The organism is Pseudomonas sp. NPDC086566 (genome assembly GCF_050280885.1).
Lineage (GTDB): Bacteria > Pseudomonadota > Gammaproteobacteria > Pseudomonadales > Pseudomonadaceae > Aquipseudomonas > Aquipseudomonas vlassakiae.
Genome location: NZ_JBNNWD010000006.1, coordinates 187,608 through 213,497, shown reverse-complemented (window position 1 = coordinate 213,497; position 25,890 = coordinate 187,608). Strand labels below are relative to the sequence as shown.

The window sequence follows — 25,890 nt, the reverse complement described above, 5'->3', positions numbered from 1 at the left end:
ATCAGCCGACCAGCGGATCACCGACGTGGAGGATCTTCATGCCGTTGGTGCCACCGATGGTGTGGTAGCTGTCGCCTTTGGTCAGGATCACCCAGTCACCTTGCTCCACCAGGCCGCGCTTGAGCAGCTCGTCGACGGCCGCCTGGCTGACCTTGTCGGCCGGCAGCGAAGCCGGATCGAAGGCAATCGGGTAGACGCCGCGGAACATGTTGGCCCGGGCCTGGGTGGCGCGGTGCGGTGACAGCGCGAAGATCGGCACGTGCGAACGCAGGCGCGACATGATCAGCGGGGTGTAGCCGCTTTCGGTCAGGGCGATGATCGCCTTCACGCCCGGGAAGTGGTTGGCGGTGTAGATGGCCGCCAGGGCGATGCTTTCGTCGCAACGCTCGAAGGTGGTGTGCAGGCGGTGGCTGGACTTCTGGCTGGTCGGGTGCTTTTCGGCACCGGAGCAGATACGCGCCATGGCCTGTACGGCTTCGATCGGGTAGGAACCTGCGGCGCTTTCGGCCGACAGCATCACCGCATCGGTGTTATCGAGCACGGCGTTGGCCACGTCGGACACTTCGGCGCGGGTCGGCATCGGGTTCTGGATCATCGACTCCATCATCTGGGTCGCGACGATCACCGCCTTGTTGTTGCGGCGGGCGTGCTGGATGATCTTCTTCTGGATGGCGATCAGCTCGGCGTCGCCGATTTCCACACCCAGGTCGCCACGGGCAACCATGACGGCGTCGGAGGCGAGGATCAGCTTGTCGAGTGTTTCATCGTCGGCAACGGCTTCGGCGCGTTCGATCTTGGCCACCAGCCAGGCGCTGCCGCCAGATTCGTCACGCAGCTTGCGGGCATATTCCATGTCGCTGGCGTCACGCGGGAACGACACGGCCAGGTAGTCCAGGTCCATTTCCGCGGCGAGCTTGATGTCGGCCTTGTCTTTTTCGGTCAGGGCCGGAGCGGTCAGGCCGCCACCTTTGCGGTTGATGCCTTTGTGGTCCGACAGCGGGCCACCGATGATCACCACGCAGTGCAGGGCGTCTGCGGTGGCGGTCTCGACGCGCATGACCACACGGCCGTCGTCGAGCAGCAGTTCGTCACCGACGCCGCAGTCCTTGACCAGGTCGGGATAGTCGATACCGACGATGTCCTGGTTGCCTTCGGTCAGCGGGTGGGCGGTGGAGAACGTGAACTTGTCACCGATCTTCAGTTCGATGCGCTTGTTGGCGAACTTGGCGATGCGGATCTTCGGACCCTGCAGGTCGCCCAGCAGTGCGACATGGCGGCCGTTCTTGGCGGCGATGTCACGGATCAGGCGGGCGCGTGCCTTGTGCTCGTCCGGCGTGCCGTGGGAGAAGTTCAGGCGTGCCACGTCCAGGCCGGCGAGGATCAGCTGTTCGATCACTTCCGGCGAGTTGCTGGCGGGGCCAAGGGTGGCGACGATTTTGGTACGGCGGATGCTCATGCACAGACTCCTATAGTGAAGCGCAGCGAAAGGCTACTCCTCAATTACGCTGTAGTCATTGTTCCGTTGCACTACCTGCGACCGATGCAGGGTGGCATTTGAACGGGCGGGAGTATCCTTGCAAAACGCTGTGAAGATTTGCCGGCAATGGCCGATACACTGGCATCAAAGGAGATACCCATGCGCGCCCTGATCATCATTGCCCTGGCGGCCAGCACCGTCGGCTGCACCCGCTGGTCCATGGACCACCACCTGAACAATGCTTACCGCGCCTATGACCGGGGCGATTGTTCGAAGGTCATGCTGGAGTTGTCGCAGGTCGACCGCACCAGCCGTGCGCGGCCGTTCATCCACCCGGAGGTGTCGCTGCTGCGTGGTCAGTGCCTGGAGCGGGACATGCTGTATGTGGATGCCGCGCAAACCTACGAGTACCTGATCCAGCAATACCCGGGCAATGAATACGCCTATCGCGCCAAGGCGCGCCTGGAGACCCTGCAGAAGCTCGGGCACTACCGGGGCGGGGAGGCGGCGGTGGCCAACCCGGTGACTACCCCCACTTGGCGTTAACACCAAGGTGTCTTCAATTTCACGGGATTTGCCCGGTCTGCTGCGCTAATCTGTAACTCAGTCGTTACAGCAACCGCCAGTACCTCGCATTCCTGGCATCAGGTACAGGACTGCACTCGCAATCATGTTCATCCCGCGCCGTATCGAACGCCATCAGTTGCCTTGTGTGCTGATGGTCTACAACCGTCTCACCGATCAACCGATCGGTCAGCTGGGCAATGCCTCCGAAGACGGCATCATGCTGATCAGCTCGCTACCTGTGCTGGTCGGGCCGGATTTCGAACTGCAGTTGCGCCTTCCGTTGGCGGGTGGCGGGTTTCAGTTCATCAACCTGACCGCCAGCTGCCTGTGGTGCAGCGAAGACCAGACCCCGGGCCACTACGATTCTGGCTTCATGCTGTTGCAGGCGCCGCGCGAATACGATGAATTCGTCCGCTCGCTGCGCGACTATTTCAGTTTCCGCCCCGCCAACGCTTCCGCCTGAGCCTGTCTCCGCTAGAATCGGTCGATCTTGCAACAGGACGACCCCGTGACTTCCAGCATCTTCTGGCACGACTACGAAACCACCGGTATCAACCCGCGCTGCGACCGGCCGCTGCAGGTTGCAGGTGTGCGCACCGATTTCGAACTCAACGAGATCGAAGAACCGGTCAACCTCTACTGCCGCCCCTCGGACGATATTCTGCCGCACCCTGCGGCCTGCCTGGTCACAGGCATCACCCCCGAGCAACTCGCCATCCAGGGTTTGTGCGAAGCCGAGTTCATGACCCGGGTCCACGCGCAACTGGCGCGCCCCGGCACATGCAGTGCCGGCTACAACACCCTGCGTTTTGACGATGAAGTCACCCGCTACAGCCTGTACCGCAACTTCTTCGACCCTTATGCCCGCGAGTGGCAGGGCGGCAACAGCCGCTGGGACCTGATCGACGTGGTGCGCACGGCCTATGCCCTGCGCCCGGAGGGTATCGTCTGGCCACAACAGGACGGGCGCACCAGCCTGCGCCTGGAATTGCTCAGCCAGGCCAATGGCATCGACCACGGGCATGCCCACGAAGCGCTTTCCGACGTACGGGCCACCATTGCCTTGGCACGCCTGATCAGGCAGAAACAACCCAAGTTGTACGAATGGCTGTTCCAGTTGCGCAGCAAGCACAAAGTGATGGAACAGATCTGCCTGTTGCAGCCGATGGTGCATATATCCGGGCGCTTTTCTGCGGCGCGTAATTATCTGGGCGTGGTCTTGCCGTTGGCCTGGCACCCGCGTAATCGCAATGCACTGATTGTGTGCGACCTGCATCAGGAAACCCTACCGTTACTAAGGGAAAGTGCCGAGGTACTGCGCGAGCGCCTGTACACGCGGCATGAACAATTGTCTGAGGGGCAATTACCGGTCCCGCTCAAGTTGGTGCAGATCAATCGCTGCCCGGTAGTGGCTCCGCTTTCGGTATTGCGCCCCGCCGATCAGCAGCGACTGGGCATCGATTTGGCGCTGCTGCAATCACGTGCTGAACAATTGGCTAAGCAACAGGCGCTGTGGCAAGACAAGCTGGAGTTTATCTATGGCAAGGAAGATTTCGCTGCGGTTGAAGACCCGGAACAGCAGTTGTATGACGGTTTCATTGGTGATCGCGACCGTCGCTTGTGCGAGCAAGTTCGCACGCTGGACCCTGCGCAATTAGCGCATGGCCACTGGATGTTCGATGATCCGCGCCTGCCGGAGTTGCTGTTCCGCTATCGCGCCCGTAACTTCCCGGAGACCTTGAACAGCGAAGAGCGGCAACGCTGGTATGGATTCTGCCAGCAACGCCTGAGCGACCCGCAGTGGGGCGCACCGAACACGCTGGGGGATTTCGAGCAGGCCAGGCTGAGCGCATGGGCCAACGCCGACGAGGCCGGGCGGCGGGTGCTGGAAGCGTGGCAGGCGCATGCCCGCAACTTGAGTGAGCAGTTTGCCATCAGCATTGAGTGAACAAACAAGAACGCCGGCATCATGCCGGCGTTCTTGTTGGTATATGTCGTGCGTTGCTGCGGACAATCAGTCCAGCAGGGTCGCCCAGCTTTCAACCACGTCGCCACCCCATTTGGCTTTCCATTCTTTCAGGGTCTTGTGGTTGCCGCCTTTGGTTTCGATCACTTCGCCGTTGTGCGGGTTCTTGTATTGCTTGACCTTGCGCGCACGCTTGGTAGCAACAGGTTTCGCTGCACCGCGTGGGCCTTTGCTCAGTTTCGACTCTGGGTCGAGCAGGGCAATGACGTCGCGCAGCGACTTGGAGTATTCGCCCATCAGGTTGCGCAGTTTGCCTTCGAACTCCAGTTCTTTCTTCAGCTTGTCATCCTGCGACAGGTTGGCCAGGCGGGCCTGAAGTTCCTTGATGGCTTCTTCGGTAGCGCGGTACTCGTTGATCAGGGACATGGAGTGTTCCTTTAATGCGTGTTCAGAAATGTGTGAGGCAATAATAGACAGGCGATACTCTCAAGTAAACATATTATTCAGTACTTAACTGTTATTAGCCCTGTGACAAAATATCTCAAGATTAAGAAAAATTTACATATGGCCCTGCACTTCGTCCTGGTGGTCGTCAGGCGGTCGCGGCCGGGCTTGCCGCCAGGGTGGCCGGGCATGTCACGGCCGGCGGGCGCGATGATTACTGCGTTTTTCTGGTCGGGCCGCTAGAATGAGCGCCTTTGCGAAGTTCTGGAGTCTTAATTCATGCGCACCTATCGTCTGGTGATCGCCTGCCCCGACCGTGTTGGCATCGTGGCGAAAGTCAGTAATTTCCTGGCCTTGTACAATGGCTGGATCAACGAAGCCAGCCACCACTCTGATGAACAGAGCGGCTGGTTCTTCATGCGCCATGAAATCCGCGCCGAATCGCTGCCATTCGGTATCGAGGCGTTCCGCGAGGCCTTCGCGCCGATCGCCGAAGAGTTCTCCATGACCTGGCGCATTACCGACTCGGCGCAGAAGAAGCGTGTGGTATTGATGGCCAGCCGCGAATCGCACTGCCTGGCTGACCTGCTGCACCGCTGGCATACCGATGAACTGGACTGCGAGATCCCGTGTGTGATTTCCAACCATAACGACCTGCGTAGCATGGTCGAGTGGCACGGCATTCCGTTTTTCCACGTGCCGGTCGACCCCAAGGACAAGGCCCCGGCCTTTGCCGAAGTGTCGCGCCTGGTTCAGGAACACGCGGCTGACGTGGTGGTGCTGGCGCGTTACATGCAGATCCTGCCGCCGCAACTGTGCCAGGACTATGCCGAAAAGGTCATCAACATCCACCACAGTTTCCTGCCGTCGTTCGTCGGCGCCAAGCCGTATCACCAGGCAGCCCTGCGTGGCGTGAAGCTGATCGGTGCAACCTGCCATTACGTGACCGAGGAGCTGGATGCCGGCCCGATCATCGAGCAGGACGTGGTGCGTGTGAGCCACGCCGACAGCATCGAAGACATGGTCCGCTTCGGCCGTGATGTCGAGAAGATGGTACTGGCCCGTGGCCTGCGCTATCACCTGGAAGATCGCGTGCTGGTGCATGGCAACAAGACAGTGGTATTCGACTGATAGTGAGTGGGGCTGCGCAGCAGCCCCTCATTCTCCACGGGAGGGATTCATGGCCAAGCGCAATAAACCCACCGCTTCAGCTCCCCCCACCCTCGGCGAAGGGTGTCTGGCCCGCTATGACCCCGAAGCCTTGAGCGACGACGACGGTACCGACTTCCCCGATGCCGCCCGATTGTGGCGCCAGCTCAACCCGCCTGACGCCGCCAGCGCTCCAGCAACGGACGCGCCAACAGGCAGAAAAACACCGGCCCACCCGCCAGCAGATAAAAATAGTAAGTGACCGCACGCCAGACCAGGATCGCCGCTGCGGCTGTCGAACTGCCCACCAGCGGTGTCAGCAGGCTGGCCGAGGTCAGCTCGGCGGCACCGGCGCCACCTGGTAGCAGGCTGAACTGGCCGGCACTGAGCGCCAGCATCTGCACCAGGAAGCTCGGGATCCACGACAACTCTGCCCCCAGCCCCCGCAGTACCAGATACAGCACGCTGTAGCGCAGGCTCCAGTGCAGGCAGGTGAGCGTGAACACCAGCGCCAGGGTGCGCTTTGGCAACTGCCAGGTCTGTGCCAGGGCATTGATGAAATGCAAGACCTTGCGGGCCCAGCGGCGTCTGCGTTTGCCAGGCATGCCCAGGCGCCGCAGCACGCGCCCGTTTAAGCGCATCAACGCCCGGCGATAACGTAGCAGTACCACGATAATGGCCAGGGCAGCGCACAGCAGCAACGCACTGCCCAGCAGCATGCTTTGCTGGCTGCGCCCAAGCCTGTGGAACAGGGCATAGCCGGCAATCGCCAGCATTGCGCAGAAGAAGAACAGCAGGTCGTTCAGCTGATCCATGGCAAACACCGCACCGCTGCGAGCCGGCCCGATGCGGTCACGAGCGAGCAGGGCCATCAGCGTGATCGGGCCGCCACTGCCCCCTGGCGTGGTGCAGATGGCGAACTCGGTGGCCATCACCACACCGAGGCTGCGCACTCGACCCAGCTGCGCTGCCTGCTGGCCGAGCAGCAGGCGCAGGCGTATGGCATTGATCACCCAGCACAGCAGGATCATGCCGAGCAGGGCCAGCAACAACCGGGTGTCGAAGGCTGCCAGCCTGGGCAGTAGTTCGTCGCCGCCGAGCCATGCCGGCACCAGCAAGGCGCCGACCAGTGCCAGGGCCAGCCAGCCGAAGCGGTTCATGCGCTCACCTGGCGCTCCAGCCACGCCGACTTAGTCAGTGGCTCTCGGCCTTGCTGCAGCAAATTATCGAGGGTGCGCAGCCAGTAATTGCGCGATGAGCGGTGGCGCATGTCCACAGGGTGCAAACCCAGACGCAGGGTTTCAGCGCTGTGCCAGCGCCGGCATTGCCAGTCGCAGACCACCTTCGACAGCCCCCGGCGCCACGCGCTGCGTGCGCTCCATACCAGCCCCGGCGCCTCGAACGCGGTGAAGTCCGGCAAGCGGTAAAGGTGCTGGGGCGTGCTGGTGTAACGCAGTGGGAGCCGGCTCAGGGCCTGCCGGGTGCCTTGGCTCATCAGCCAGGCCGGGGCGACGAAACCGGCCACTGGCCAGCCTTGCCCGGCGAACAGCGCCAGGCCCCGTTCCAGGCGCTGCAGGGCTTGCGCCTGGTCCAGGGCATAGAACTCGCCTTCGTGGGTGTAGATACGGCGCATGAAGTATTCGCCGAGGCTGCGCGGGGTGGGCCCATCGTCGGCGTGGTAAAACCCGTGCAGGGCCAGTTCGTCACCCCGCGCCAGGCGCCGTTCGAGCAGGCGGCAGAAGGTCGGTGAGCGGGTCAGCGGGTTGCGGTGATGAAAGTCTGGCACCACCAGCCAAGTCATTGGCACGTTACCCATCTCGTCCACGGCCTGCACGAACGGCTGGTAGTCCGGCCAAGTCTCGGGCGCAACATCGTGCAGCACCAGCATTACGCTGCCGGAGGCGTTAGCGGCCTCAGCCATGGGCGCGGACCTGAGGTTGATGGCCGAGTACTGCCTGGTAGTGTTGCAGCAGGCCGGAGACCACGTTGTCCCATGAATAATGTTGCTCCACATGGCGGCGCGCCTGGGCACCCAGCTTGCGCACGCCGGCTTCGAACGCTTCGCGCACGGCCAAGGCCATGGCCCGGCCATCGTTGGCCGGGCACAGGCGGCCACACTGTTCGTTGACGATCTCGCCGAACGCCCCGGCGCGAACTGCGACCACCGGCGTGGCACTGGCCATGGCTTCGAGGATGACCAGGCCGAAGGTTTCCTGGTCGCCGGCGTGCACCAGCAAGTCGGCGCTGGCCATCAGCCGGGCGACTTCATGCGGCGGGCGGAATTGGTCGATGACGCTGACGTTCCCGGGCACGCTGGCCGGCATGTTCGAGCCGACCAGCAACAGGTGGTAGGGCTGCCCGAGGTGTTGCATGCATTCGAGCAGCACGGGCAGGTTCTTCTCCCGTGAGCCACGCCCGGCATAGATGAGCAGGCGGCTGGTATCGGCGATGCCCAGCTGGGCCCGCAGTTGCGGGTCGCGCCGGTCGGGGTGGAAGGTCTGCAGGTCGACACCCAGGCGCTGCACGTGCACGTCGCGCACGCCGAGGCGGCGCAGTTTGTCGGCCATCACCAGGCTCGGCGCCAGCACCCGGTCGAAATTGCCGTAGAGTTTGCTGACATAGGCTTCGACATTCGGTGTGAACCAGTTGCCCATGCGGTTGCTGACCAGCAGTGGCAGGTCGGAGTGGTAGAAGCCGATCACTGGCACGTCGAGCTTGCGCCGCGCTTCCAGCGCCGCCCAAGCGGTGAGGTAAGGGTCGCCGACTTCGATCAGGTCGGGCTTGAGGCTGCGCAGCACGTTGCACCAGGGCGCCAGGCGCACCGGGAAGCGGTAGCCGTTGCCGAATGGCAGGGGCGGTGCAGGGACTTGGTAGATGCCATCGGCATGGCTGGCGCTGGGGCCGGGGATCAGAAGGCTGTGGCGTACGCCCGCATGCGCGTCGAGGCGATGGTGTTTGGCGTCGAGGTAGGTCCGCACGCCGCCGCTGGCCGGGGCGTAGAACATGGTGATGTCGGCGATGTGCACGATCAGCATCCCTCCGGGATCGTCTTCGGGTTTGTCATCTGGCGATGACGCGCCTAAAAGTTGACCTGCCAGAAGGATAGTTTGTTCGATCGGGTTGGGCGGGAGGGCAGCGGGTGGATTCTTCGCGGCTGAAGCCGCGCTCCTACAGGAAATTCCACAATCCTGTAGGAGCGGCTTTGCCGCGAAGCAGGCGACGCGGTCTGACGGTCAGATCCGGAAGCTGCCGACCAGGTGCTTCAGGCGGGTGGCCTGCTGCTCCAGGTCCGAGCAGGCGCGCAGGGTGGCCTGCAGGTTCTCGACACCCTCCTGGTTGAGCATGTTGATCTCGTTTATATCCATGTTGATCGAATCGACCACCGCGGTCTGCTCTTCCGTGGCAGTGGCCACCGACTGGTTCATGCCGTCGATTTCGCCGATGCGCACGGTCACGCTGTCCAGGCGCTCGCCGGCCTGGTTGGCGATCTGCATGCTGTCCTGGCTGTGGCGCTGGCTCTGGCTCATGGTATCGACCGACTCGCGGGCGCCGACTTGCAACTCTTCGATCATGGTCTGCACCTGCTGTGCCGACTCCTGGGTGCGGTGCGCCAGGTTGCGTACCTCGTCGGCAACCACGGCGAAACCACGCCCGGCCTCACCGGCACGGGCCGCTTCGATCGCAGCATTGAGCGCCAGCAGGTTGGTCTGCTGGGAAATGCTGGTGATCACTTCTAGGATCTGGCCGATGTTCACGGTCTTGCTGTTGAGCGTCTCGATGTGCGCGCTCGAGGTGACGATCAGGTCGGACAGGCGGTTCATCGCGGCGATGTTGCGCTCAACCACCTGTTGGCCTTCCTCGGCCAGCAGGCGCGCGGAGCTGGCGTGCTGCGAGGCCTGAGCGGCATTGCCGGCGATTTCCTGGGCAGCGGCGCCGAGTTCGTTGATGGCTGCGGCGACGCTGTTGGTACGGTTGGACTGCTCGTCGGAGTTGGCCATCGATGAATTCGAGGCGCTGATCACGCGCAGCGCCACTTCATTGACCTGCTCGGTCGCTGACGACACTTCGCGGATCGAGCCGTGAATGCGTTCGACGAACCGGTTGAAGGCTTTGCCGAGGATGCCGAACTCGTCGTGGCTGTGGATGCTCAGGCGCTTGGTCAGGTCGCCTTCACCTTCGGCGATGTCTTCCATGGCCCGGGTCATGGTGAGCAGCGGCTGCATCAGCACGCGGATCAGCAGGCCAAGCAGGCCGATGATGATCACCACTGCCACCAGCGTGGCGATCACCGCCGAGGTGCGGAAGGTGCTGAGCATGGCAAAGGCCTTGTCCTTGTCCACCGACAGGCCGATGTACCAGTTGGCCGAGGGCAGGCCCTTGATCGGGGTGAAGGTCAGCAGGCGGACTTGGCCGTCGGAGTTGACTTCGGTCAGCGCGCCGGACAGTTTCGGCGTGTCCTGCGGGAACAGGTCCGACACCGACTTCATCACCAGATCCTTGTCCGGGTGGACCAGGATCTTGCCTTGGTCGTTGACCAGGAAGGCATAACCCATACCGCCAAAGTTCAGCGAGTTGATGATTTGTACCAGGCCATCGAGGGCAAGGTCGCCTCCGACCACGCCGACGTTGGCAGAAACCTTGCTGATGATGCCGATGACCATCTTGTTGGTGGCCATGTCGATGTATGGCTCGGTGAGAATGGTGCCCTGCGCGTTCATGCCGTCCTTGTACCAGGGGCGGGTGCGCGGGTCGTAGCCATCGGGCATCTTGGAATCAGGGCGCACGCTGAAGCCACCATCGACCTTGCCCAGGTAGACGGTGAGGAAGCTCGAGATCAGGGCGTTCTGGCCCATCAGTGTTTCAGCGTTGGCCGGTTGCTGGGCAATGTTCTGCGCCAGGTTTTCGACCAGTTTGATACGGCCATCAAACAGGTTGCGGATGTTGGTCGAAGTGGAGTCGCCCATTTCAGCCAGATAATTCTCCAGATCCTGGCGGATCGCATTACGCTGAAGGTAATCGTTGTAAAAGGTGAACAGGCTGAAGGCGAGTATGACGATCAATGACGCAGCCAGAAGTATCTTGTGGCTGAAACGCAGGTTTTTGTTCATGGCGTAATCGATTCCGCTAAGGTTTTATCGGGCGTTCGCACGGTATCGCTGCAAACAGTGCAACATCCCGAAAAGTCCTTTTCGGTTGCTCCTGTCTATTAAGGCGAATATCACCCAATGGTATCGGCCGAATTAAGCCAAAGCTTGAGCGGGGGATGAGAGAGATGTCGGATACTTCGACCATAGTTGTAGGTGCTGACCCAAGCGGTCAGCCAGTCCAGCAAGCCATGCGCCTGGCCAATCGCCATGGCCTGGTCGCCGGTGCTACGGGTACTGGCAAAACCGTGACCCTCCAGCACCTGGCGGAGGTGTTCAGCGATGCCGGGGTGGCGGTGTTCGCGGCAGACGTCAAAGGCGACCTGTGCGGCCTGGGTGCTGCAGGCGCGCCACAAGGCAAAGTGGCCGAGCGCATCGCTGGCATGCCGTGGCTTGGGCATACACCCAAAGCCTATCCGTTAACGGTCTGGGATGTGGCGGGGCAGTCCGGCCACCCGTTGCGTACCACGCTCAGCGAAATGGGCCCGCTGCTGCTTGGCAATCTGCTGGAGTTGACCGACAGCCAGCAGGCCGCCCTGTATGCGGCATTCAAGGTGGCGGATCGCGAAGGGTTGCTGCTGCTCGACCTGAAAGACCTCAAGGCCCTGTTGGCGCACCTGAAGGACAACCCGCAACTGCTGGGCGAAGACAGCGCATTGATGACCACTGGCTCGACCCAGGCCCTGCTGCGCCGGCTGGCAACGCTGGAGCAGCAGGGGGCCGAGGCGCTGTTTGGCGAGCCGGCGCTACAACTGGAAGACCTGTTGCGGCCGGATGCCGATGGCCGCGGGCGTATCCACCTGCTCGACGCCAGCCGGCTGGTGCATGAGGCGCCGAAGGTGTACGCGACCTTCCTGCTGTGGCTGCTGGCCGAGTTGTTCGAGCAGTTGCCGGAACGCGGTGATGCCGACAAGCCGGTGCTGGCGCTGTTCTTCGATGAGGCTCACTTGTTGTTCAATGGCACGCCGAAGGCGCTGCAGGACCGTCTGGAGCAAGTGGTGCGGCTGATCCGCTCCAAGGGCGTTGGCGTGTATTTCGTCACCCAGTCGCCGGGGGACTTGCCCGACAGTGTCCTGGCCCAGTTAGGGTTGCGTATCCAGCACGGCCTGCGCGCTTTCACGGCCAAGGAGCAGAAGTCACTCAGGGCCGTGGCTGATGGCTTTCGCCCCAACCCGGCGTTCGACAGCCTGGCGGTGCTGACTGAACTGGGAATTGGCGAGGCCTTGGTGGGCACCCTGGAAGACAAGGGCACGCCGGCGATGGTCCAGCGGGTGCTGATCGCGCCACCGCAATCGCGGATCGGGCCATTGAGTGGGCCGGAGCGCAGTGCTTTGATCGCAGCTTCCCCCTTGTTGGGGCGGTATGACAAAGCGATTGATCGGGAGTCGGCCTATGAAATGCTGACTCAGCGCAAAGGTGAAGCGGTGGAGCCGGTGCCGAAAGCGAATGAAGAGAGTTTCGCCGACAAAGCAGGGGACTTTTTGCAGAGTGCGGCGGGGCAGGCGATCAAGTCGGCGGTGCGCCAGGCGGCCAACCAGTTGGGGCGGCAGCTGGTGCGTGGATTGATGGGGTCGTTGCTGGGTGGCAAGAAGAAGTGACTGCCTGTGCCGGCCCCTTCGCGGGCGTGCCCGCGAAGGGGCCGGTGCAGGAAAAACTTACGAAAAAGGCGCCCGAGGGCGCCTTCTTCAGTGCAGCGAAATCGCTCAGGCCAGGGCCTTGGAGGCCAGCCAGAACAGCCCGGCCGCCAGGCCCATCGAGGCGGGCAGGGTCAGGACCCAGGCCAGCAGGATGGTCTTCACGGTGCCACCTTGCAGGCCGCTCTTGTTGGCGACCATGGTGCCGGCAACGCCGGACGAGAGTACATGGGTGGTCGACACCGGCAGGGCGAACACGTTGGCCATGCCGATGGCGCAGGCCGCGGTGATCTGGGCCGACATGCCCTGGGCATAGGTCATGCCCTGCTTGCCGATCTTTTCGCCGACGGTCAGTACCACACGCTTCCAGCCGACCATGGTGCCCAGGCCCAGCGCCAGGGCGACGGCCACGATCACCCAGAACGGGGCGTATTCGGTGGTGGCGGTCAGGTCCTTGCGCAGCTTCTCGAGGTCGGCTTTTTCACGGGCCTCCAGGCCAGGCAGCTTGCCGACTTTCTTCGCGGTGTCGTCCAGGCACAGCAAATAGCGGCGCACTTCAACACGCTTCTCGGCATCCAGCGCATGGTAATCGGTCACGCCTTGCAGCGACGACTGCAGGGCGGCAATGGTCGGTTCGGTCTGTTGCGGGTTGCAGCTGAACTGCTCCGGCAAGTCGGTCGACTTGGCCTTGCCCAGTGCCAGGAACTCGCCGAGGGTGGCGGCGTTGCGCTGGTAGAACTGGCTCATGTGCAAGGTGGCGTCGCGGGTGCGCTCGATCTGGTAGGTGGTGCTGTTCAGGTCGAGGACGAACTTGGCCGGGACGATACCGATCAGCACCAGCATGATCAGGCCGATGCCTTTCTGGCCGTCGTTGGAGCCGTGCACGAAGCTCACGCCCATGGCCGAAATCACCAGGACCAGGCGGTTCCAGAACGGTGGGTGCTTCTTGTCGTCGAGCTTGCGGCGCTGCTCAGGCGTCTTATGCATCTTCGACAGCGGGCGCCACCATTTCAGGCCGATGAGCACCAGGGCTGCGACAGCGAAGCCGGCGATCGGCGAGACCACCAGCGACATGGCGATGTCGATCGCCTTCTGCCAGTTGACGCCATCGCCAAGCGGAATGTCGTTGATCAGTGCATTGGCCAGGCCCACCCCGAGGATCGAGCCGATCAGGGTGTGCGAGCTGGAGGCGGGGATGCCGAAGTACCAGGTCCCGAGGTTCCAGGTGATGGCGGCGGCCAGCAGCGAGAAGACCATGGCCAGGCCATGCCCGGTATTCACATTGATCAGCAGCTCGACCGGCAGCAGGTGCACGATGGCGTAGGCCACCCCGACACCACCGAGCAGAACGCCGAGGAAGTTGAACACCCCGGAAAAGAACACGGCCAGGTGTGGTGGCATGGCTTTGGTATAGATGACGGTGGCTACCGCGTTGGCGGTGTCATGAAAGCCATTGATGAACTCGAATGCGAGCACGAAGGTCAGGGCGAGCAGCAGGCTCACCAATACCCAGGCATCCAGTCCGCTGAATAAATCGATCATGAAGGTTGTCTGGCGGTCATAGGGGGGCGGGATTATGCCAGAAAACCTTGGCAATCGATGCACCCACTGCTGACCGATGGCAACGTTGTGAGTGCCCTCTCAGCCTGACAGGTGGCCAGATTCGGCGGAAAAACTAACGGTAAAAGTCACGAAATTGGCAAAAAAAGGTCGAATGTCCTGGAAAAGATTGGGTCCGTCACAATTAAAACGGTCGTATGAAATTTGTGTAATTCCATTTCATCCTCGGCTTTTCGGTAAATATAAGCCGCGTCGGGGGCGCTGCGCCCGCGACGTGATGGCAGTGCAGCGGGCAGATCAAGGTTGCTCGCTGCGCAGTTCCTTTTCCATTTTTTCCAGTTCCTGGCTGAACGCCTGGTCCTGGACGGTGGCACGTTTGCGCCACGGCTTGCGTTCCGGTTCCGGTTGCGCGGCATACGTGGTGACTTCACCACCGTAAACTTCCTTGTAACGTTCTGCCTGGCGCTCGAGTTCTGCGCGCAGTTCATCTTTCGTCACGGTAATACCTGAATGAGTAGTAGTGGGCTGGTGTTGTGCACAGGGCAGATTCCCCATACACGCGACGTGCTGGAGGGCGGACGAAACCGGGCCAGTGTTGCAGGGGCAGAGTATCGATCCGGGCCAGCGGAATCGATTATAGCAATCAGTAAATCGTCAAACAGGGGTGTTTATGTAAGCGCGTGCAAAGTTTTAACAACCTTGGCGGTTCGTACGAACTTTGAGCAAACAGCACCTGCAGCAGTTCACTGTTTTTTTAACCAAAAGCAGAAATAAAACGGCCCCGCACGAGGCGAGGCCGTTGCCTGGGGACTTCTACGGTGGGTACCTGACCAGTCTCTCCAAAGAAGCCACATGTGGCAGGAGAAAGGTATAAGTAAATTTGTCAGCGGTCAATTGCGATTATCGGCCGTTCGTTCGATAATCGCACGAGCCAGCGATTTATTTGAGGTGAGCGATGAACGACGAAACCACGGCCAACGAAACTGCCAACCCGGAAGCGCCCCGCCCAAGCGCACCTGCGCTGGCACCGCCGATCGTGGCTTCGCCGGCCAAGCGTATCCAGGCGTTTACCGGTGACCCTGATTTCATGACTTCCCTGGCACGTGGCCTGGCGGTGATCCAGGCCTTCCAGGAGCGCAAGCGCCACCTGACCATCGCTCAGATCAGCCATCGCACGGAAATCCCCAGGGCCGCTGTGCGCCGCTGCCTGCACACGTTGATCAAGCTGGGTTACGCCACCACCGATGGGCGTACCTATTCGCTGTTGCCGAAAGTGTTGACCCTGGGCCATGCCTACTTGTCGTCAACACCGCTGGCGGTGTCGGCCCAGCCCTACCTGGACCGCATCAGCGACCAGTTGCACGAGGCTGCCAACATGGCGACCCTCGAAGGCGACGACATTCTGTATATCGCCCGCTCGGCCACGGTGGAGCGGCTGATTTCGGTCGACCTGTCGGTAGGCGGGCGATTGCCGGCCTATTGCACGTCCATGGGCCGTATCCTGCTGGCGGCGATGGATGACACCAGCCTGCGCGAATACCTCGACCGTGCCGACCTCAAGGCGCGCACCAGCCGTACCCTGAATGACCCGGAGTCATTGTTCGCCTGCATTCAGCAAGTGCGGGAACAGGGTTGGTGCGTGGTCGACCAGGAACTGGAACAAGGGCTGCGCTCGATCGCCGTGCCTATCTATGATGCGTCCGGGCAGGTGCTGGCGGCGCTGAACGTGAGCACTCACGTCGGGCGGGTGACGCGCAGTGAACTGGAGCAACGCTTCCTGCCGATCCTGTTGGCGGCCAGCCGCGATCTCTGCCACCAGTTGTTCGGCTGACGGCATCGGCGACACTGTTTCCTGTTCGATAAACGCACAGTGTCGCTCCGGGTCAATTGCGCCTCCTCCAAACGCTGATTAATGTCTCTCGCAACGGTCGGCTCAGCCGACCGATACAAGAAAAACATAAGAGGCGCATCCCATGACCACTGTCACTCGACTGCCGCGGCCGCACCCGTTCGCAGTACCGTTGTATCCAGGCTGACTCAGGCCGCACTTCATCGCTATCAAGTCCTGTACTGTCGACCCTGGTGCAGTGGCCGGACCGTGCCCCCTTTCTGGATAACAACAATGAACCAACCACAGTCTGTCGGGAACAATCTCGACGTTCAGTCCTTCATCAATGAACAACCGCTGTCGTGCTATCAGTGGCGCGTAGTGATCCTCTGCTTTTTGATTGTCTTCCTCGATGGCCTCGACACGGCTGCCATGGGCTTCATCGCGCCAGCCTTGTCGCAAGAGTGGGGCATCGACCGTGCCAGCCTCGGCCCGGTAATGAGCGCCGCATTGATCGGCATGGTGTTCGGTGCCCTGGGTTCCGGGCCACTGGCCGACCGTTTCGGGCGCAAGGGCGTGCTGGTCGGTGCGGTGCTGGTGTTCGGTGGTTTCAGCCTGGCTTCGGCCTATGCCAGCAATGTTGACCAGCTCCTGGTGCTGCGCTTCCTGACAGGCCTGGGGCTGGGGGCGGGGATGCCCAATGCCACCACGCTGCTGTCCGAATACACCCCGGAGCGCCTCAAGTCGCTGCTGGTGACCAGCATGTTCTGCGGCTTCAACCTGGGCATGGCCGGCGGTGGTTTCATATCGGCGAAGATGATTCCAGCCTACGGCTGGCACAGCCTGCTGGTGGTCGGTGGCGTGCTGCCGCTGCTGCTGGCCGTGGTGCTGATGGTCTGGCTGCCGGAGTCGGCACGATTCCTGGTCGTGCGCAACCGCGGTAACGACAAGGTGCGCAAGACCCTGGCGCCGATCGCGCCGGCGGTGGTGGCACAGGCGGCCAGCTTCAGCGTGCCGGAGCAGAAGGCCGTGGCGACGCGCAACGTGTTTGCGGTGATCTTCTCGGGTACTTATGGCCTGGGCACGGTGCTGCTGTGGCTGACTTACTTCATGGGCCTGGTGATCGTCTACCTGCTGACCAGCTGGTTGCCGACGCTGATGCGCGACAGTGGCGCCAGCATGGAGCAGGCTGCGTTCATCGGTGCGCTGTTCCAGTTCGGCGGCGTGCTCAGCGCTGTAGCGGTAGGCTGGGCCATGGACCGCTTCAACCCGCACAAGGTCATTGGCATCTTCTACCTGTTGGCCGGGGTGTTTGCCTACGCCGTGGGCCAGAGCCTGGGCAATATCACCGTGCTCGCGACCCTGGTGCTGGTGGCTGGCATGTGCGTCAACGGCGCGCAGTCGGCCATGCCGTCGCTGGCCGCACGCTTCTACCCGACCCAGGGCCGCGCCACAGGCGTATCGTGGATGCTGGGTATCGGCCGCTTCGGCGCCATCCTTGGGGCGTGGAGTGGTGCAACACTGTTGGGCCTGGGCTGGAATTTCGAGCAGGTCCTGACCGCCTTGCTGGTGCCGGCGGCGCTGGCGACGGTGGGGGTGATCGTCAAGGGGCTGGTGAGCCACGCTGACGCGACCTGATCAGGCGGGGCTGCGCTGCGGCCCCGTAAGCAGCGATGGATAGCAAGGCAACATTTAGTTCGATAATCGCACATATAGTCGATTATCGAATTGTAAGCGACCCCTGTGTCTCCTTAATCTGGGCTCAACGTAGCACCCCTGGCAGGAGAAGCCTGATGCGTGAAGTATTTATCTGTGACGCCATCCGCACCCCGATCGGCCGCTTCGGCGGAGCCCTGGCCGGCGTGCGTGCCGACGACCTGGCGGCCGTGCCGCTGAAGGCGCTGATCGAACGCAACCCCTCGGTCCAATGGGGCGAGCTCGACGAAGTATTCTTCGGCTGCGCCAACCAGGCCGGTGAAGACAACCGCAACGTCGCGCGCATGGCGCTGTTGCTGGCCGGCCTGCCAGAGAGCGTCCCAGGTGTGACCCTCAACCGCCTGTGCGCTTCGGGCATGGACGCCATCGGCACGGCCTTCCGCGCCATTGCCAGCGGCGAGATGGAGCTGGTGATTGCCGGCGGCGTCGAGTCGATGTCGCGTGCGCCGTTCGTCATGGGCAAGGCCGAAAGCGGCTACTCGCGCAATATGAAGCTGGAAGACACCACCATCGGCTGGCGTTTCATCAACCCGCTGATGAAAAGCCAGTATGGGGTCGACGCCATGCCGGAAACCGCCGACAACGTGGCTGACGACTACAAAGTGTCCCGCGCTGACCAGGACGCCTTCGCCCTGCGCAGCCAGCAGAAGGCGGCTGCGGCCCAGGCCGCCGGCTTTTTCGCCGAAGAGATCGTGCCGGTGCGTATCGCCCACAAGAAGGGTGAAACCATCGTCGAGCGTGACGAGCACCTGCGCCCGGAAACCACACTGGAGGCGCTGACCAAGCTCAAACCGGTCAACGGCCCGGACAAGACGGTTACCGCCGGCAACGCCTCGGGCGTCAACGACGGCGCTGCGGCACTGATCCTGGCCTCGGCCGAGGCGGTGAAGAAACACGGCCTGACACCACGTGCCCGGGTACTGGGCATGGCCAGCGCCGGCGTTGCGCCGCGTGTCATGGGCATCGGCCCGGTGCCGGCGGTACGCAAGCTGACCGAGCGCCTGGGTGTGGCAGTCAGTGATTTCGATGTGATCGAGCTCAACGAAGCGTTTGCCAGCCAAGGCCTGGCGGTATTGCGTGAGCTGGGCGTGGCCGACGACGCGCCGCAGGTGAACCCCAACGGCGGCGCTATCGCCCTCGGCCACCCGCTGGGCATGAGCGGTGCGCGTCTGGTGCTGACTGCACTTCACCAACTGGAGAAGAGTGGCGGCCGCAAGGGCCTGGCGACCATGTGTGTGGGTGTTGGCCAAGGGCTGGCGTTGGCCATCGAACGCGTTTGATCAGCTCCGGCCTCTTCGCGGGTAAACCCGCTCCCACAGGGGGAACCACGCCTCCCTTTGTGGGAGCGGGTTTACCCGCGAAGAGGCCGGCACTTTCGACACAAGGCCAATTGCCAGCCCGCAAGCTGAACGAGTGTGTTACCGGGTATGTCTAGACTTACCTGTGACCCTTCAGGAGTAAACACACCATGACCTCAACCTATTACACCGGTGAAGAGCGCAGCAAGCGCATTTTCGCCATAGTTGGTGCCTCATCGGGCAACCTGGTTGAATGGTTCGACTTCTACGTCTATGCCTTTAGCGCGATCTACTTCGCCGCGTCGTTCTTCCCCTCCGACGACCCCACCGTGCAGTTGCTCAACACGGCCGGTGTTTTCGCTGCAGGTTTCCTGATGCGCCCGATCGGTGGCTGGCTGTTCGGCCGCCTGGCCGACCGCCATGGCCGCAAGAATTCGCTGATGATCTCGGTGCTGATGATGTGCTTCGGCTCGCTGATGATCGCCTGCCTGCCGACCTATTCGAGCATCGGTGCCTGGGCACCGGCGCTGCTGCTGCTCGCCCGGCTGATCCAAGGCCTGTCGGTGGGAGGCGAGTACGGCACCACCGCGACCTACATGAGTGAAGTGGCCCTGCGCGGTCAGCGCGGCTTCTTCGCTTCGTTCCAGTACGTGACCCTGATCGGTGGCCAGTTGCTGGCAGTGCTGGTGGTAGTCATCATGCAGCAACTGCTGAGCGATGAAGAACTGCGCGCCTGGGGCTGGCGCATTCCCTTCGTAGTGGGCGCCATCGCCGCGCTGATTTCGCTGATGCTGCGCCGTTCGCTGCACGAGACCAGCAGCGCCGAAACCCGCAAGGACAAGGATGCCGGCACCATCAAAGGGCTGTTCCGCCACCACACCGCAGCGTTCATCACCGTACTGGGCTACACCGCCGGTGGCTCGCTGATCTTCTACACCTTCACCACCTACATGCAGAAGTACCTGGTCAACACGGCAGGCATGCCGGCGAAGACCGCCAGTTACGTGATGACCGGAGCGCTGTTCCTGTACATGGTGATGCAGCCGTTCTTCGGCATGCTTTCCGATCGCATCGGCCGGCGTAACTCGATGCTGCTGTTCGGCGCGCTGGGCACGCTCTTCACCGTACCGCTGCTGATGGCGCTGAAGACCGTGAGCAGTCCGTTCATGGCCTTCGTGCTGATCACCCTGGCGCTGTGCATCGTCAGTTTCTACACCTCGATCAGTGGCCTGGTGAAAGCCGAAATGTTCCCGCCGCAGGTCCGTGCACTGGGCGTGGGCCTGGCCTACGCGGTGGCCAACGCGGCGTTCGGTGGTTCGGCCGAGTACGTGGCCCTGGGCCTGAAGACCATGGGCATGGAAAACACCTTTTACTGGTACGTGACGGCCATGATGGCGATCGCCTTCCTGTTCAGCCTGCGCCTGCCCAAGCAGGCGGAATACCTGCACCACGATGATTAAGGACGTTGCATGAGCAACCAATTGTTCGACGCCTACTTCACCGCGCCGGCCATGCGCGAAGTGTTCTCCGACCGTGGCCGGCTGCAGGGCATGCTCGATTTCGAAGCCGCGCTTGCGCGGGCCGAGGCCGCCGCCGGGCTGGTACCGCACAGCGCCGTGGCGGCCATCGAGGCAGCTTGCCAGGCCGAGCGCTATGACGTGCGCGCCCTGGCCGATGCCATCGCCACTGCCGGCAACTCGGCGATCCCGCTGGTCAAGGCGCTAGGCAAGGTGATCGCCAGTGGCGTGCCCGAAGCCGAACGCTACGTGCACCTGGGCGCCACCAGCCAGGATGCGATGGATACCGGGCTGGTCTTGCAGTTGCGCGATGCACTGGACCTGATCGAAGCCGACCTCGCCAAGCTGGCCGAGACCTTGGCGCGCCAGGCCTTGCAGCATGCCGATACCCCGCTGGTGGGCCGTACCTGGCTGCAACATGCCACGCCTGTGACGCTGGGCATGAAGCTGGCGGGCGTGCTCGGTGCCTTGACTCGCCATCGCCAGCGTCTGCAGGAACTGCGCCCGCGTCTGCTGGTGCTGCAGTTCGGCGGTGCTTCGGGCAGCCTGGCGGCCCTGGGCAGCAAGGCCATGCCGGTGGCTGAAGCGCTGGCCGAACAACTCAAGCTGAGCTTGCCCGAGCAACCTTGGCACACCCAGCGTGATCGTCTGGTGGAATTCGCTTCGGTACTGGGCCTGGTTGCCGGCAGCCTGGGCAAGTTCGGCCGTGATGTCAGCCTGTTGATGCAGACTGAAGCCAGCGAGGTGTTCGAGCCTTCCGCGCCGGGCAAGGGTGGTTCCTCGACCATGCCGCACAAGCGCAACCCGGTGGGTGCGGCGGTGCTGATCGGCGCCGCTACCCGCGTGCCGGGCCTGCTTTCGACACTGTTCGCCGCCATGCCCCAGGAGCACGAGCGCAGCCTCGGCCTGTGGCATGCCGAATGGGAAACCTTGCCGGACATCTGCTGCCTGGTCTCTGGTGCCCTGCGTCAGGCCCAGGTGATCGCCGAAGGCATGCAAGTGGATGCCGAGCGCATGCGCCGCAACCTCGACCTGACCCAGGGCCTGGTGCTGGCCGAAGCGGTCAGCATCGTGCTTGCCCAGCGCCTGGGCCGTGACCGCGCCCACCACCTGCTGGAGCAGTGCTGCCAGCGGGCCGTGGCCGAACAGCGTCATCTGCGCGCCGTACTGGGTGACGAGCCGCAGGTCAGCGCCGAACTGAGTGCGGAAGAACTAGACCGCTTGCTCGACCCTGCCCATTACCTCGGCCAGGCTCGCGTCTGGGTGGCGCGCGCCGTGGCCGAACATCAACGTTTGACTGCCTGAAGGAGACCGCTGTGGCGCACTTGCAACTGGCCGATGGCGTACTGAACTACCAACTTGACGGCCCGGCCGATGCTCCGGTGCTGGTCCTGTCCAACTCGCTGGGCACCGACCTGGGCATGTGGGACAGCCAGATCCCGCTGTGGAGCGAACACTTCCGCGTGCTGCGCTACGACACCCGTGGCCACGGCGCTTCGCAGGTCACCGAGGGCCCGTACAGCATCGAGCAACTGGGCCGGGACGTACTGGCGCTGCTCGACGCGCTGGACATCCAGCACGCGCACTTCGTCGGCCTGTCCATGGGCGGCCTGATCGGCCAGTGGCTGGGCATCCATGCAGGCGCGCGCCTGCACAGCCTGACCCTGTGCAACACCGCAGCCAAGATCGCCAACGACGAGGTGTGGAACACCCGCATCGACACCGTGCTCAAGGGCGGTCAGCAAGCGATGGTCGGCCTGCGCGATGCCTCCATCGCCCGTTGGTTCACACCCGCATTTGCCGAGAACCAGCCGCAACAAGCCCAGCGCATCTGCCAGATGCTGGCGCAAACCAGCCCTGAAGGTTATGCCGCCAACTGCGCGGCGGTGCGTGACGCCGACTTCCGTGAGCAACTGGGTCGCATCCAGGTGGCGACGCTGATCGTCGCCGGTACCGAAGACGTGGTCACCACGCCGGAGCACGGCCGCTTCATGCAAGCCGGCATCATCGGTGCCACCTACGCCGAGTTCCCGGCCGCGCACCTGTCCAACGTCGAGATCGGCGAGGCATTCAGCCGCCGCGTGCTCGACTTCCTGCTGGCTCGCTGAGGATTTGGCCATGGATGAGAAACAACGTTACGACGCTGGCATGCAGGTTCGCCGTGCGGTGCTGGGGGATGCCCATGTGGATCGCAGCCTGGAGAAGCTCAACGACTTCAACGGCGAATTCCAGGAAATGATCACCCGGCATGCCTGGGGTGACATCTGGACCCGCCCGGGCCTGCCACGTCACACCCGCAGCCTGATCACCATTGCCATGCTGATCGGCATGAACCGCAATGACGAGCTCAAGCTGCACTTGCGCGCGGCAGCCAACAACGGTGTGACCCGCGACGAGATCAAGGAAGTCCTCATGCAGAGCGCGATCTATTGCGGCATCCCGGCAGCCAATGCCACCTTCCACCTGGCCGAGTCGGTGTGGGATGAGCTGGGCGTAGAGTCGCGGGGTTAAACCCCGCGCACGGCCACCGGCCCGGCATTGGCTTCCACAGCCTGTTTCAGCGCCGGGCACAGGCCCAACATGAATGCCGCTTCGGCCACCACGAACAGCGGGCCGATGATCAGCCCGCTGATATCGTCGATGAATGCCGGTTTGCGGCCTTCGTAATGATGCCCGACGAACTGGATGATCCAGCCCACCACGAACGCACCCAGCCCGGCGCTGAGCCAGAGGCCGGTGGATTGCGTGGCCAGTGCCTGGCCGAGCCACAGGCACAGGCCCAGCAACAGGCCCATGACCAGGCCGAAGCGCAGGTCCAGGCGCAGGTAGAAGCGCACGGCAGCGGCAGCAACGAGCAGGGCGGGGGATAGCCAGATACCTGCAACGTCCCAGCCGGGGCGCGACAGCAGCACAGTGACAGCTACCACGATCAGCGGAATGCCGACGAAGTGGGTGGCGATGTTGCGCGGGTCTCGGTGGTAGTTGGCGTACTGGCTCAGGTGTTCGACGAGGTTTTTCATTGTTGTTCCTCCCTGTGTGGCCGATGCCTGGATATAGCTGAGAATAGCCCGCGGTCACCACCATCATCAGTTCAGCGAATGGCAGCAGCGCGCATTGGCGCATCCAGCCCTACCAGCGTCTCGATCATCGCCCGTGCCGCTGGTGACAAGCGGTAGCCGCTGCGGCTGACCACCCCACAGCGCACGCTGAGCACCTCCAGTGCCGGTGGCAGGTTGCGCCAGTGCAGGCGTACCAGGCGGCCACTGGCGAGATCGTCGGCCACGGCTTCTTCGCTGGCCGTGCCCACGGCGTCGCTGGCCAGCACCACGCTGCGCAACACCGCCAGGTGCTCGGTCTGCAGGTGCGGGATGAAATCGCTGCGCCCGCTCAGGTTGGCCAGGCGTTTGCGCACGCCGGGCGCAAGCAGGGCGCTGGCCAAGGGGTAGGCGAACAGGTCGTTGGTCGAGAGGCTGTCCTTGGCCAGGAGCGGGTGGCCGGGGCGGCAGAAGAACAGCCCGGGGCGTGGCGTGAGCGGTTCGGTATGGAAGTTGGGGTCGGCTTCGAAGGGGCGGATATCGTCAACGAAGAACTCGATCTGTTCGCGACGCAGGGCCTGGCCCAGGCGCTCGGCATTGTCCACCATCAGTGCCGTGCGGATGCCGGGGTGGCTGGCGATAAAATGCTGCAGTGCCTGGGGGACCAGGCGCACGGCCAGCGCCGGGCCACTGCCAAAATGCAGTTCACCCGCGTCGAGCTTGGTCATTTGCAGGACTTCATTGCTCAACTGGTTGGCGCCTTGCACCAGGCGGCGGGCGTGCTGCAGCACCACCAGGCCTTCGGGAGTAGGGTGCAAGGCTTTGCTGGCGCGATCTATCAAGGGGCAGCCGAAAGTCTGTTCGAGGCCCTGGATGGCCCGGCTGAAGGCGGGTTGGGTGATGCCCATGGCTTCGGCGGCGCGGACGAAACTGCGGTATTCAGTGAGGGCGATGAAGTAGCGCAGCTGGCGAAGGTCCATGTCGAGGCTCTGCGGCGGGAACAGGGCTCGATTTAACCGACTGTTTCATATGTCGTCAAAGAAGGTTTTTGGATTTGTTTATGCCTTTTGGTTATTTTTTTGGGCGCTTGGCCTCTTCGCGGCTAAAGCCGCTCCCACAGGTACCGCACAGCTTCTGAAACTGCGCAGTACCGGTAGGAGCGGGTTTACCCGCGATGAGGCGAGCGGATTCAGAGGAGGTTCAGCGGGTAGCTCACGATCAACCGGTTCTCATCGAACGAGTTGGTGCTGAAATCCCGCCGCATGGTGGAGTTACGCCATTTCACCGACAGGTCCTTGAAGGTGCCAGACTGGATCACATAGGCCAGCTCGCTTTCCCGCGCCCATTCCTTGCCGTCGGTCACGCCACTGGCGGTGACATTGTCACCCTTGATGTAGCGGTTCATCAGGGTCAGGCCGGGGATGCCGACGCTGACGAAATTGAAGTCATGGCGGACCTGCCAGGAGCGTTCCTTGGCGTTGTCGAAGCTCGAGTTGTAGCTGTCGTTGGCCAAGGTGCCGCCACTGGTGCCGTTGACCCGCAGCCAGGCATTGTCCCCGCTGACCTTCTGCAAGCCGACGTAGAAGGTGTTGCCCTTGTAGCGCGCCGACAGCATCGCCGAGGCGGTCTTGTTGTCCAGCTGGCCTGCGCGTTCGGCACCGTCTTCCTTGCCCCAGAAATAGCCCAGGTTGGCCCCCAGGGTCCATTCGCCCAACGGTTGGCTATGCACCACGTTGAGGTACTGCTGGCGGTAGATGTCCTTGAGCTGGGCGTCCCACAAGCCGATCATGGTGCGCTTGTCGTTGAAGGTGTATTCACCGCCGCCAAAGTTGAAACGGTCGGAGGTGAAGGCCGCGCGGCCATTGAGCGACATGTCTTCCATGCTGGCGTCGTTGCGCGGGCTGTTGCCGCGGAACTGGCCGGCATACAGGGTCAGGCCTTCGATCTCTTTCGAGGTGAGCTGGCCACCACGGAACGTCTGCGGCAGCGAGCGACCGTCGTCCGAGCGCAGGATTGGCAGTACCGGCATCCATTCGCCGACTTTCAGTTCGGTCTCGGAGACCTTGGCTTTCAAGGCCACGCCCAGGCGGCCGAAGTCATCGGCGGGGCGGCCATCGTCATGCACGGGCAGCAGCTGGGTGTTGGTGGTTCCTTTGCCGCCGTCCAGCTTGACCGAGTACAGGCCGAGCACGTCAATGCCGAAGCCGACGGTGCCTTGGGTGAAACCGGAGCGGGCATCGAGGATGAAGTTCTGGGTCCATTCTTCCGCCTTCCCTTGAGGATGAGCCGGGTCGACGAAGTTGCGGTTGATGTAGAAGTTGCGCAGGTTGAGGCTGGCCTTGGCGTCCTCCAGGAACCCGCCATTGTCGGCGGCGTATACAGGCAGGGCGCAAGAAATGGCCAACAGGCCGGGCAGCAGCTGGCGTGCGGGTTGCGAAGTGCTCATCTGTCGTAAATCTCTTGTTTTTATGGGCGACCCGCTACTCGGCAGGATGCGGCCTGCAGGTGCGGGTCTTTGATGAACGTGCGAAGCGTTGCGTGGGGGATGGTGCGGG

The 25,890-nt window shown here is 62.7% G+C and carries 22 protein-coding genes and 2 pseudogenes; 12 read left to right on the top strand and 12 right to left on the bottom strand.

The features are described 5' to 3' along the window. Position 1: 1 nt before the first annotated feature. Complete coding sequence (gene pyk, locus ACQKPS_RS15815; RefSeq protein ID WP_254481274.1) at positions 2-1,456, bottom strand: pyruvate kinase; 1,455 nt, start codon at positions 1,454-1,456, stop codon at positions 2-4. A 180-nt stretch (positions 1,457-1,636) separates the two neighbouring features. On the opposite strand from pyk, the gene ACQKPS_RS15810 reads away from it, so the two are divergent. The 3 genes from ACQKPS_RS15810 to sbcB all read left to right on the top strand — a co-directional run bounded on the left by ACQKPS_RS15810 (position 1,637) and on the right by sbcB (position 3,992). Beyond that, positions 1,637-2,023: a tetratricopeptide repeat protein gene (locus tag ACQKPS_RS15810; RefSeq protein WP_176505935.1), complete on the top strand. Its 387-nt coding sequence runs from the start codon at positions 1,637-1,639 to the stop codon at positions 2,021-2,023. 124 nt (positions 2,024-2,147) lie between these two features. After that, positions 2,148-2,507, top strand: coding sequence for a PilZ domain-containing protein (locus tag ACQKPS_RS15805; RefSeq protein WP_254481273.1), 360 nt, complete (start codon positions 2,148-2,150; stop codon positions 2,505-2,507). A 45-nt stretch (positions 2,508-2,552) separates the two neighbouring features. Next, positions 2,553-3,992: an exodeoxyribonuclease I gene (sbcB, locus tag ACQKPS_RS15800; protein WP_313202554.1), complete on the top strand. Its 1,440-nt coding sequence runs from the start codon at positions 2,553-2,555 to the stop codon at positions 3,990-3,992. Positions 3,993-4,058: 66 nt separating this feature from the next. Here the strand turns inward: sbcB and mvaT are convergent, their stop codons facing one another. After that, a complete protein-coding gene (gene mvaT / locus ACQKPS_RS15795; RefSeq protein WP_099815758.1) occupies positions 4,059-4,436 on the bottom strand; it encodes a histone-like nucleoid-structuring protein MvaT in 378 nt (125 codons plus the stop codon). Between the two features lie 297 nt (positions 4,437-4,733). On the opposite strand from mvaT, the gene purU reads away from it, so the two are divergent. Next, complete coding sequence (purU, locus tag ACQKPS_RS15790) at positions 4,734-5,585, top strand: formyltetrahydrofolate deformylase (RefSeq protein WP_023378897.1); 852 nt, start codon at positions 4,734-4,736, stop codon at positions 5,583-5,585. Positions 5,586-5,770: 185 nt separating this feature from the next. Here purU and ACQKPS_RS15785 read toward each other — a convergent pair whose 3' ends face one another. From ACQKPS_RS15785 to ACQKPS_RS15765, 5 genes and pseudogenes are all read right to left on the bottom strand, one after another. Beyond that, on the bottom strand, positions 5,771-6,763 hold the full coding sequence (locus ACQKPS_RS15785) for a lysylphosphatidylglycerol synthase transmembrane domain-containing protein (protein ID WP_427604794.1): 993 nt from the start codon (positions 6,761-6,763) through the stop codon (positions 5,771-5,773). After that, the gene (locus ACQKPS_RS15780; RefSeq protein WP_283724720.1) at positions 6,760-7,524 is read right to left on the bottom strand and encodes a DUF2334 domain-containing protein; all 765 of its coding nucleotides are present in this window, start codon (positions 7,522-7,524) and stop codon (positions 6,760-6,762) included. The genes ACQKPS_RS15785 and ACQKPS_RS15780 overlap by 4 nt, the downstream gene beginning before the upstream one ends. Beyond that, entirely contained in the window at positions 7,517-8,638 is a 1,122-nt protein-coding gene (locus ACQKPS_RS15775) for a glycosyltransferase family 4 protein (protein WP_254481269.1), read from the bottom strand. The genes ACQKPS_RS15780 and ACQKPS_RS15775 overlap by 8 nt, the downstream gene beginning before the upstream one ends. A 198-nt stretch (positions 8,639-8,836) precedes the next feature. Then, positions 8,837-9,433: pseudogene (locus ACQKPS_RS15770) on the bottom strand (methyl-accepting chemotaxis protein); the annotation flags it as partial. Between the two features lie 261 nt (positions 9,434-9,694). After that, positions 9,695-10,711, bottom strand: a pseudogene (locus ACQKPS_RS15765) (HAMP domain-containing protein); the annotation flags it as partial. Between the two features lie 164 nt (positions 10,712-10,875). Between ACQKPS_RS15765 and ACQKPS_RS15760 the strand changes: the two are divergent. Next, positions 10,876-12,345 carry a helicase HerA-like domain-containing protein gene (locus ACQKPS_RS15760; protein ID WP_427604791.1) on the top strand — a complete coding sequence of 490 codons (1,470 nt, stop codon included), beginning with the start codon at positions 10,876-10,878 and terminating at the stop codon, positions 12,343-12,345. A 105-nt stretch (positions 12,346-12,450) separates the two neighbouring features. Here ACQKPS_RS15760 and ACQKPS_RS15755 read toward each other — a convergent pair whose 3' ends face one another. Together ACQKPS_RS15755 and ACQKPS_RS15750 are read right to left on the bottom strand one after the other, a co-directional pair. Continuing rightward, entirely contained in the window at positions 12,451-13,923 is a 1,473-nt protein-coding gene (locus tag ACQKPS_RS15755) for an inorganic phosphate transporter (RefSeq protein ID WP_027917931.1), read from the bottom strand. A 315-nt stretch (positions 13,924-14,238) separates the two neighbouring features. Next, a complete protein-coding gene (locus ACQKPS_RS15750; RefSeq protein ID WP_027917930.1) occupies positions 14,239-14,439 on the bottom strand; it encodes a hypothetical protein in 201 nt (66 codons plus the stop codon). Between the two features lie 457 nt (positions 14,440-14,896). On the opposite strand from ACQKPS_RS15750, the gene pcaR reads away from it, so the two are divergent. The 7 genes from pcaR to pcaC all read left to right on the top strand — a co-directional run bounded on the left by pcaR (position 14,897) and on the right by pcaC (position 22,811). Further along, complete coding sequence (gene pcaR, locus ACQKPS_RS15745) at positions 14,897-15,772, top strand: pca regulon transcriptional regulator PcaR (protein ID WP_054885056.1); 876 nt, start codon at positions 14,897-14,899, stop codon at positions 15,770-15,772. 291 nt (positions 15,773-16,063) lie between these two features. Next, entirely contained in the window at positions 16,064-17,407 is a 1,344-nt protein-coding gene (locus ACQKPS_RS15740; RefSeq protein ID WP_427604788.1) for an MFS transporter, read from the top strand. A gap of 152 nt (positions 17,408-17,559) precedes the next feature. Further along, positions 17,560-18,765 (top strand): 3-oxoadipyl-CoA thiolase, encoded by a 1,206-nt coding sequence (gene pcaF / locus ACQKPS_RS15735; protein ID WP_177332383.1) that lies wholly within the window; start codon positions 17,560-17,562, stop codon positions 18,763-18,765. A gap of 188 nt (positions 18,766-18,953) precedes the next feature. Next, the gene (locus tag ACQKPS_RS15730) at positions 18,954-20,243 is read left to right on the top strand and encodes an MFS family transporter (RefSeq protein ID WP_283723728.1); all 1,290 of its coding nucleotides are present in this window, start codon (positions 18,954-18,956) and stop codon (positions 20,241-20,243) included. Positions 20,244-20,252: 9 nt separating this feature from the next. Beyond that, the gene (locus ACQKPS_RS15725) at positions 20,253-21,605 is read left to right on the top strand and encodes a 3-carboxy-cis,cis-muconate cycloisomerase (RefSeq protein ID WP_427604786.1); all 1,353 of its coding nucleotides are present in this window, start codon (positions 20,253-20,255) and stop codon (positions 21,603-21,605) included. An 11-nt stretch (positions 21,606-21,616) separates the two neighbouring features. Further along, positions 21,617-22,408, top strand: a complete 792-nt coding sequence (gene pcaD, locus ACQKPS_RS15720) for a 3-oxoadipate enol-lactonase (RefSeq protein ID WP_427604784.1) — start codon at positions 21,617-21,619, stop codon at positions 22,406-22,408. A 10-nt stretch (positions 22,409-22,418) separates the two neighbouring features. Continuing rightward, positions 22,419-22,811, top strand: a complete 393-nt coding sequence (pcaC, locus tag ACQKPS_RS15715; RefSeq protein WP_028635111.1) for a 4-carboxymuconolactone decarboxylase — start codon at positions 22,419-22,421, stop codon at positions 22,809-22,811. Here pcaC and ACQKPS_RS15710 read toward each other — a convergent pair. The 3 genes from ACQKPS_RS15710 to ACQKPS_RS15700 form a co-directional block, all read right to left on the bottom strand. Next, entirely contained in the window at positions 22,808-23,320 is a 513-nt protein-coding gene (locus ACQKPS_RS15710) for a DUF962 domain-containing protein (protein ID WP_254481260.1), read from the bottom strand. The two genes, pcaC and ACQKPS_RS15710, sit on opposite strands and share 4 nt — an antisense overlap. A 71-nt stretch (positions 23,321-23,391) precedes the next feature. After that, positions 23,392-24,315 carry a LysR family transcriptional regulator gene (locus ACQKPS_RS15705; RefSeq protein WP_313202563.1) on the bottom strand — a complete coding sequence of 308 codons (924 nt, stop codon included), beginning with the start codon at positions 24,313-24,315 and terminating at the stop codon, positions 23,392-23,394. Between the two features lie 209 nt (positions 24,316-24,524). Next, a complete protein-coding gene (locus tag ACQKPS_RS15700; protein ID WP_283723732.1) occupies positions 24,525-25,781 on the bottom strand; it encodes an OprD family porin in 1,257 nt (418 codons plus the stop codon). Positions 25,782-25,890 lie beyond the last annotated feature (109 nt).

Bases quoted from the DNA above. Each gene is read 5' to 3' on its own strand.
- pyk (WP_254481274.1), bottom strand. From the start codon at position 1,456: ATGAGCATCCGCCGTACCAAAATCGTCGCCACCCTTGGCCCCGCCAGC.
- ACQKPS_RS15740 (WP_427604788.1), top strand. From the start codon at position 16,064: ATGAACCAACCACAGTCTGTCGGGAACAATCTCGACGTTCAGTCCTTC.
- purU (WP_023378897.1), top strand. From the start codon at position 4,734: ATGCGCACCTATCGTCTGGTGATCGCCTGCCCCGACCGTGTTGGCATC.
- ACQKPS_RS15705 (WP_313202563.1), bottom strand. From the start codon at position 24,315: ATGGACCTTCGCCAGCTGCGCTACTTCATCGCCCTCACTGAATACCGC.
- ACQKPS_RS15725 (WP_427604786.1), top strand. From the start codon at position 20,253: ATGAGCAACCAATTGTTCGACGCCTACTTCACCGCGCCGGCCATGCGC.
- ACQKPS_RS15700 (WP_283723732.1), bottom strand. From the start codon at position 25,781: ATGAGCACTTCGCAACCCGCACGCCAGCTGCTGCCCGGCCTGTTGGCC.
- pcaC (WP_028635111.1), top strand. From the start codon at position 22,419: ATGGATGAGAAACAACGTTACGACGCTGGCATGCAGGTTCGCCGTGCG.
- mvaT (WP_099815758.1), bottom strand. From the start codon at position 4,436: ATGTCCCTGATCAACGAGTACCGCGCTACCGAAGAAGCCATCAAGGAA.
- ACQKPS_RS15710 (WP_254481260.1), bottom strand. From the start codon at position 23,320: ATGAAAAACCTCGTCGAACACCTGAGCCAGTACGCCAACTACCACCGA.
- ACQKPS_RS15755 (WP_027917931.1), bottom strand. From the start codon at position 13,923: ATGATCGATTTATTCAGCGGACTGGATGCCTGGGTATTGGTGAGCCTG.
- ACQKPS_RS15775 (WP_254481269.1), bottom strand. From the start codon at position 8,638: ATGCTGATCGTGCACATCGCCGACATCACCATGTTCTACGCCCCGGCC.
- ACQKPS_RS15810 (WP_176505935.1), top strand. From the start codon at position 1,637: ATGCGCGCCCTGATCATCATTGCCCTGGCGGCCAGCACCGTCGGCTGC.
- ACQKPS_RS15760 (WP_427604791.1), top strand. From the start codon at position 10,876: ATGTCGGATACTTCGACCATAGTTGTAGGTGCTGACCCAAGCGGTCAG.
- ACQKPS_RS15730 (WP_283723728.1), top strand. From the start codon at position 18,954: ATGACCTCAACCTATTACACCGGTGAAGAGCGCAGCAAGCGCATTTTC.
- ACQKPS_RS15805 (WP_254481273.1), top strand. From the start codon at position 2,148: ATGTTCATCCCGCGCCGTATCGAACGCCATCAGTTGCCTTGTGTGCTG.
- pcaR (WP_054885056.1), top strand. From the start codon at position 14,897: ATGAACGACGAAACCACGGCCAACGAAACTGCCAACCCGGAAGCGCCC.
- ACQKPS_RS15780 (WP_283724720.1), bottom strand. From the start codon at position 7,524: ATGGCTGAGGCCGCTAACGCCTCCGGCAGCGTAATGCTGGTGCTGCAC.
- ACQKPS_RS15785 (WP_427604794.1), bottom strand. From the start codon at position 6,763: ATGAACCGCTTCGGCTGGCTGGCCCTGGCACTGGTCGGCGCCTTGCTG.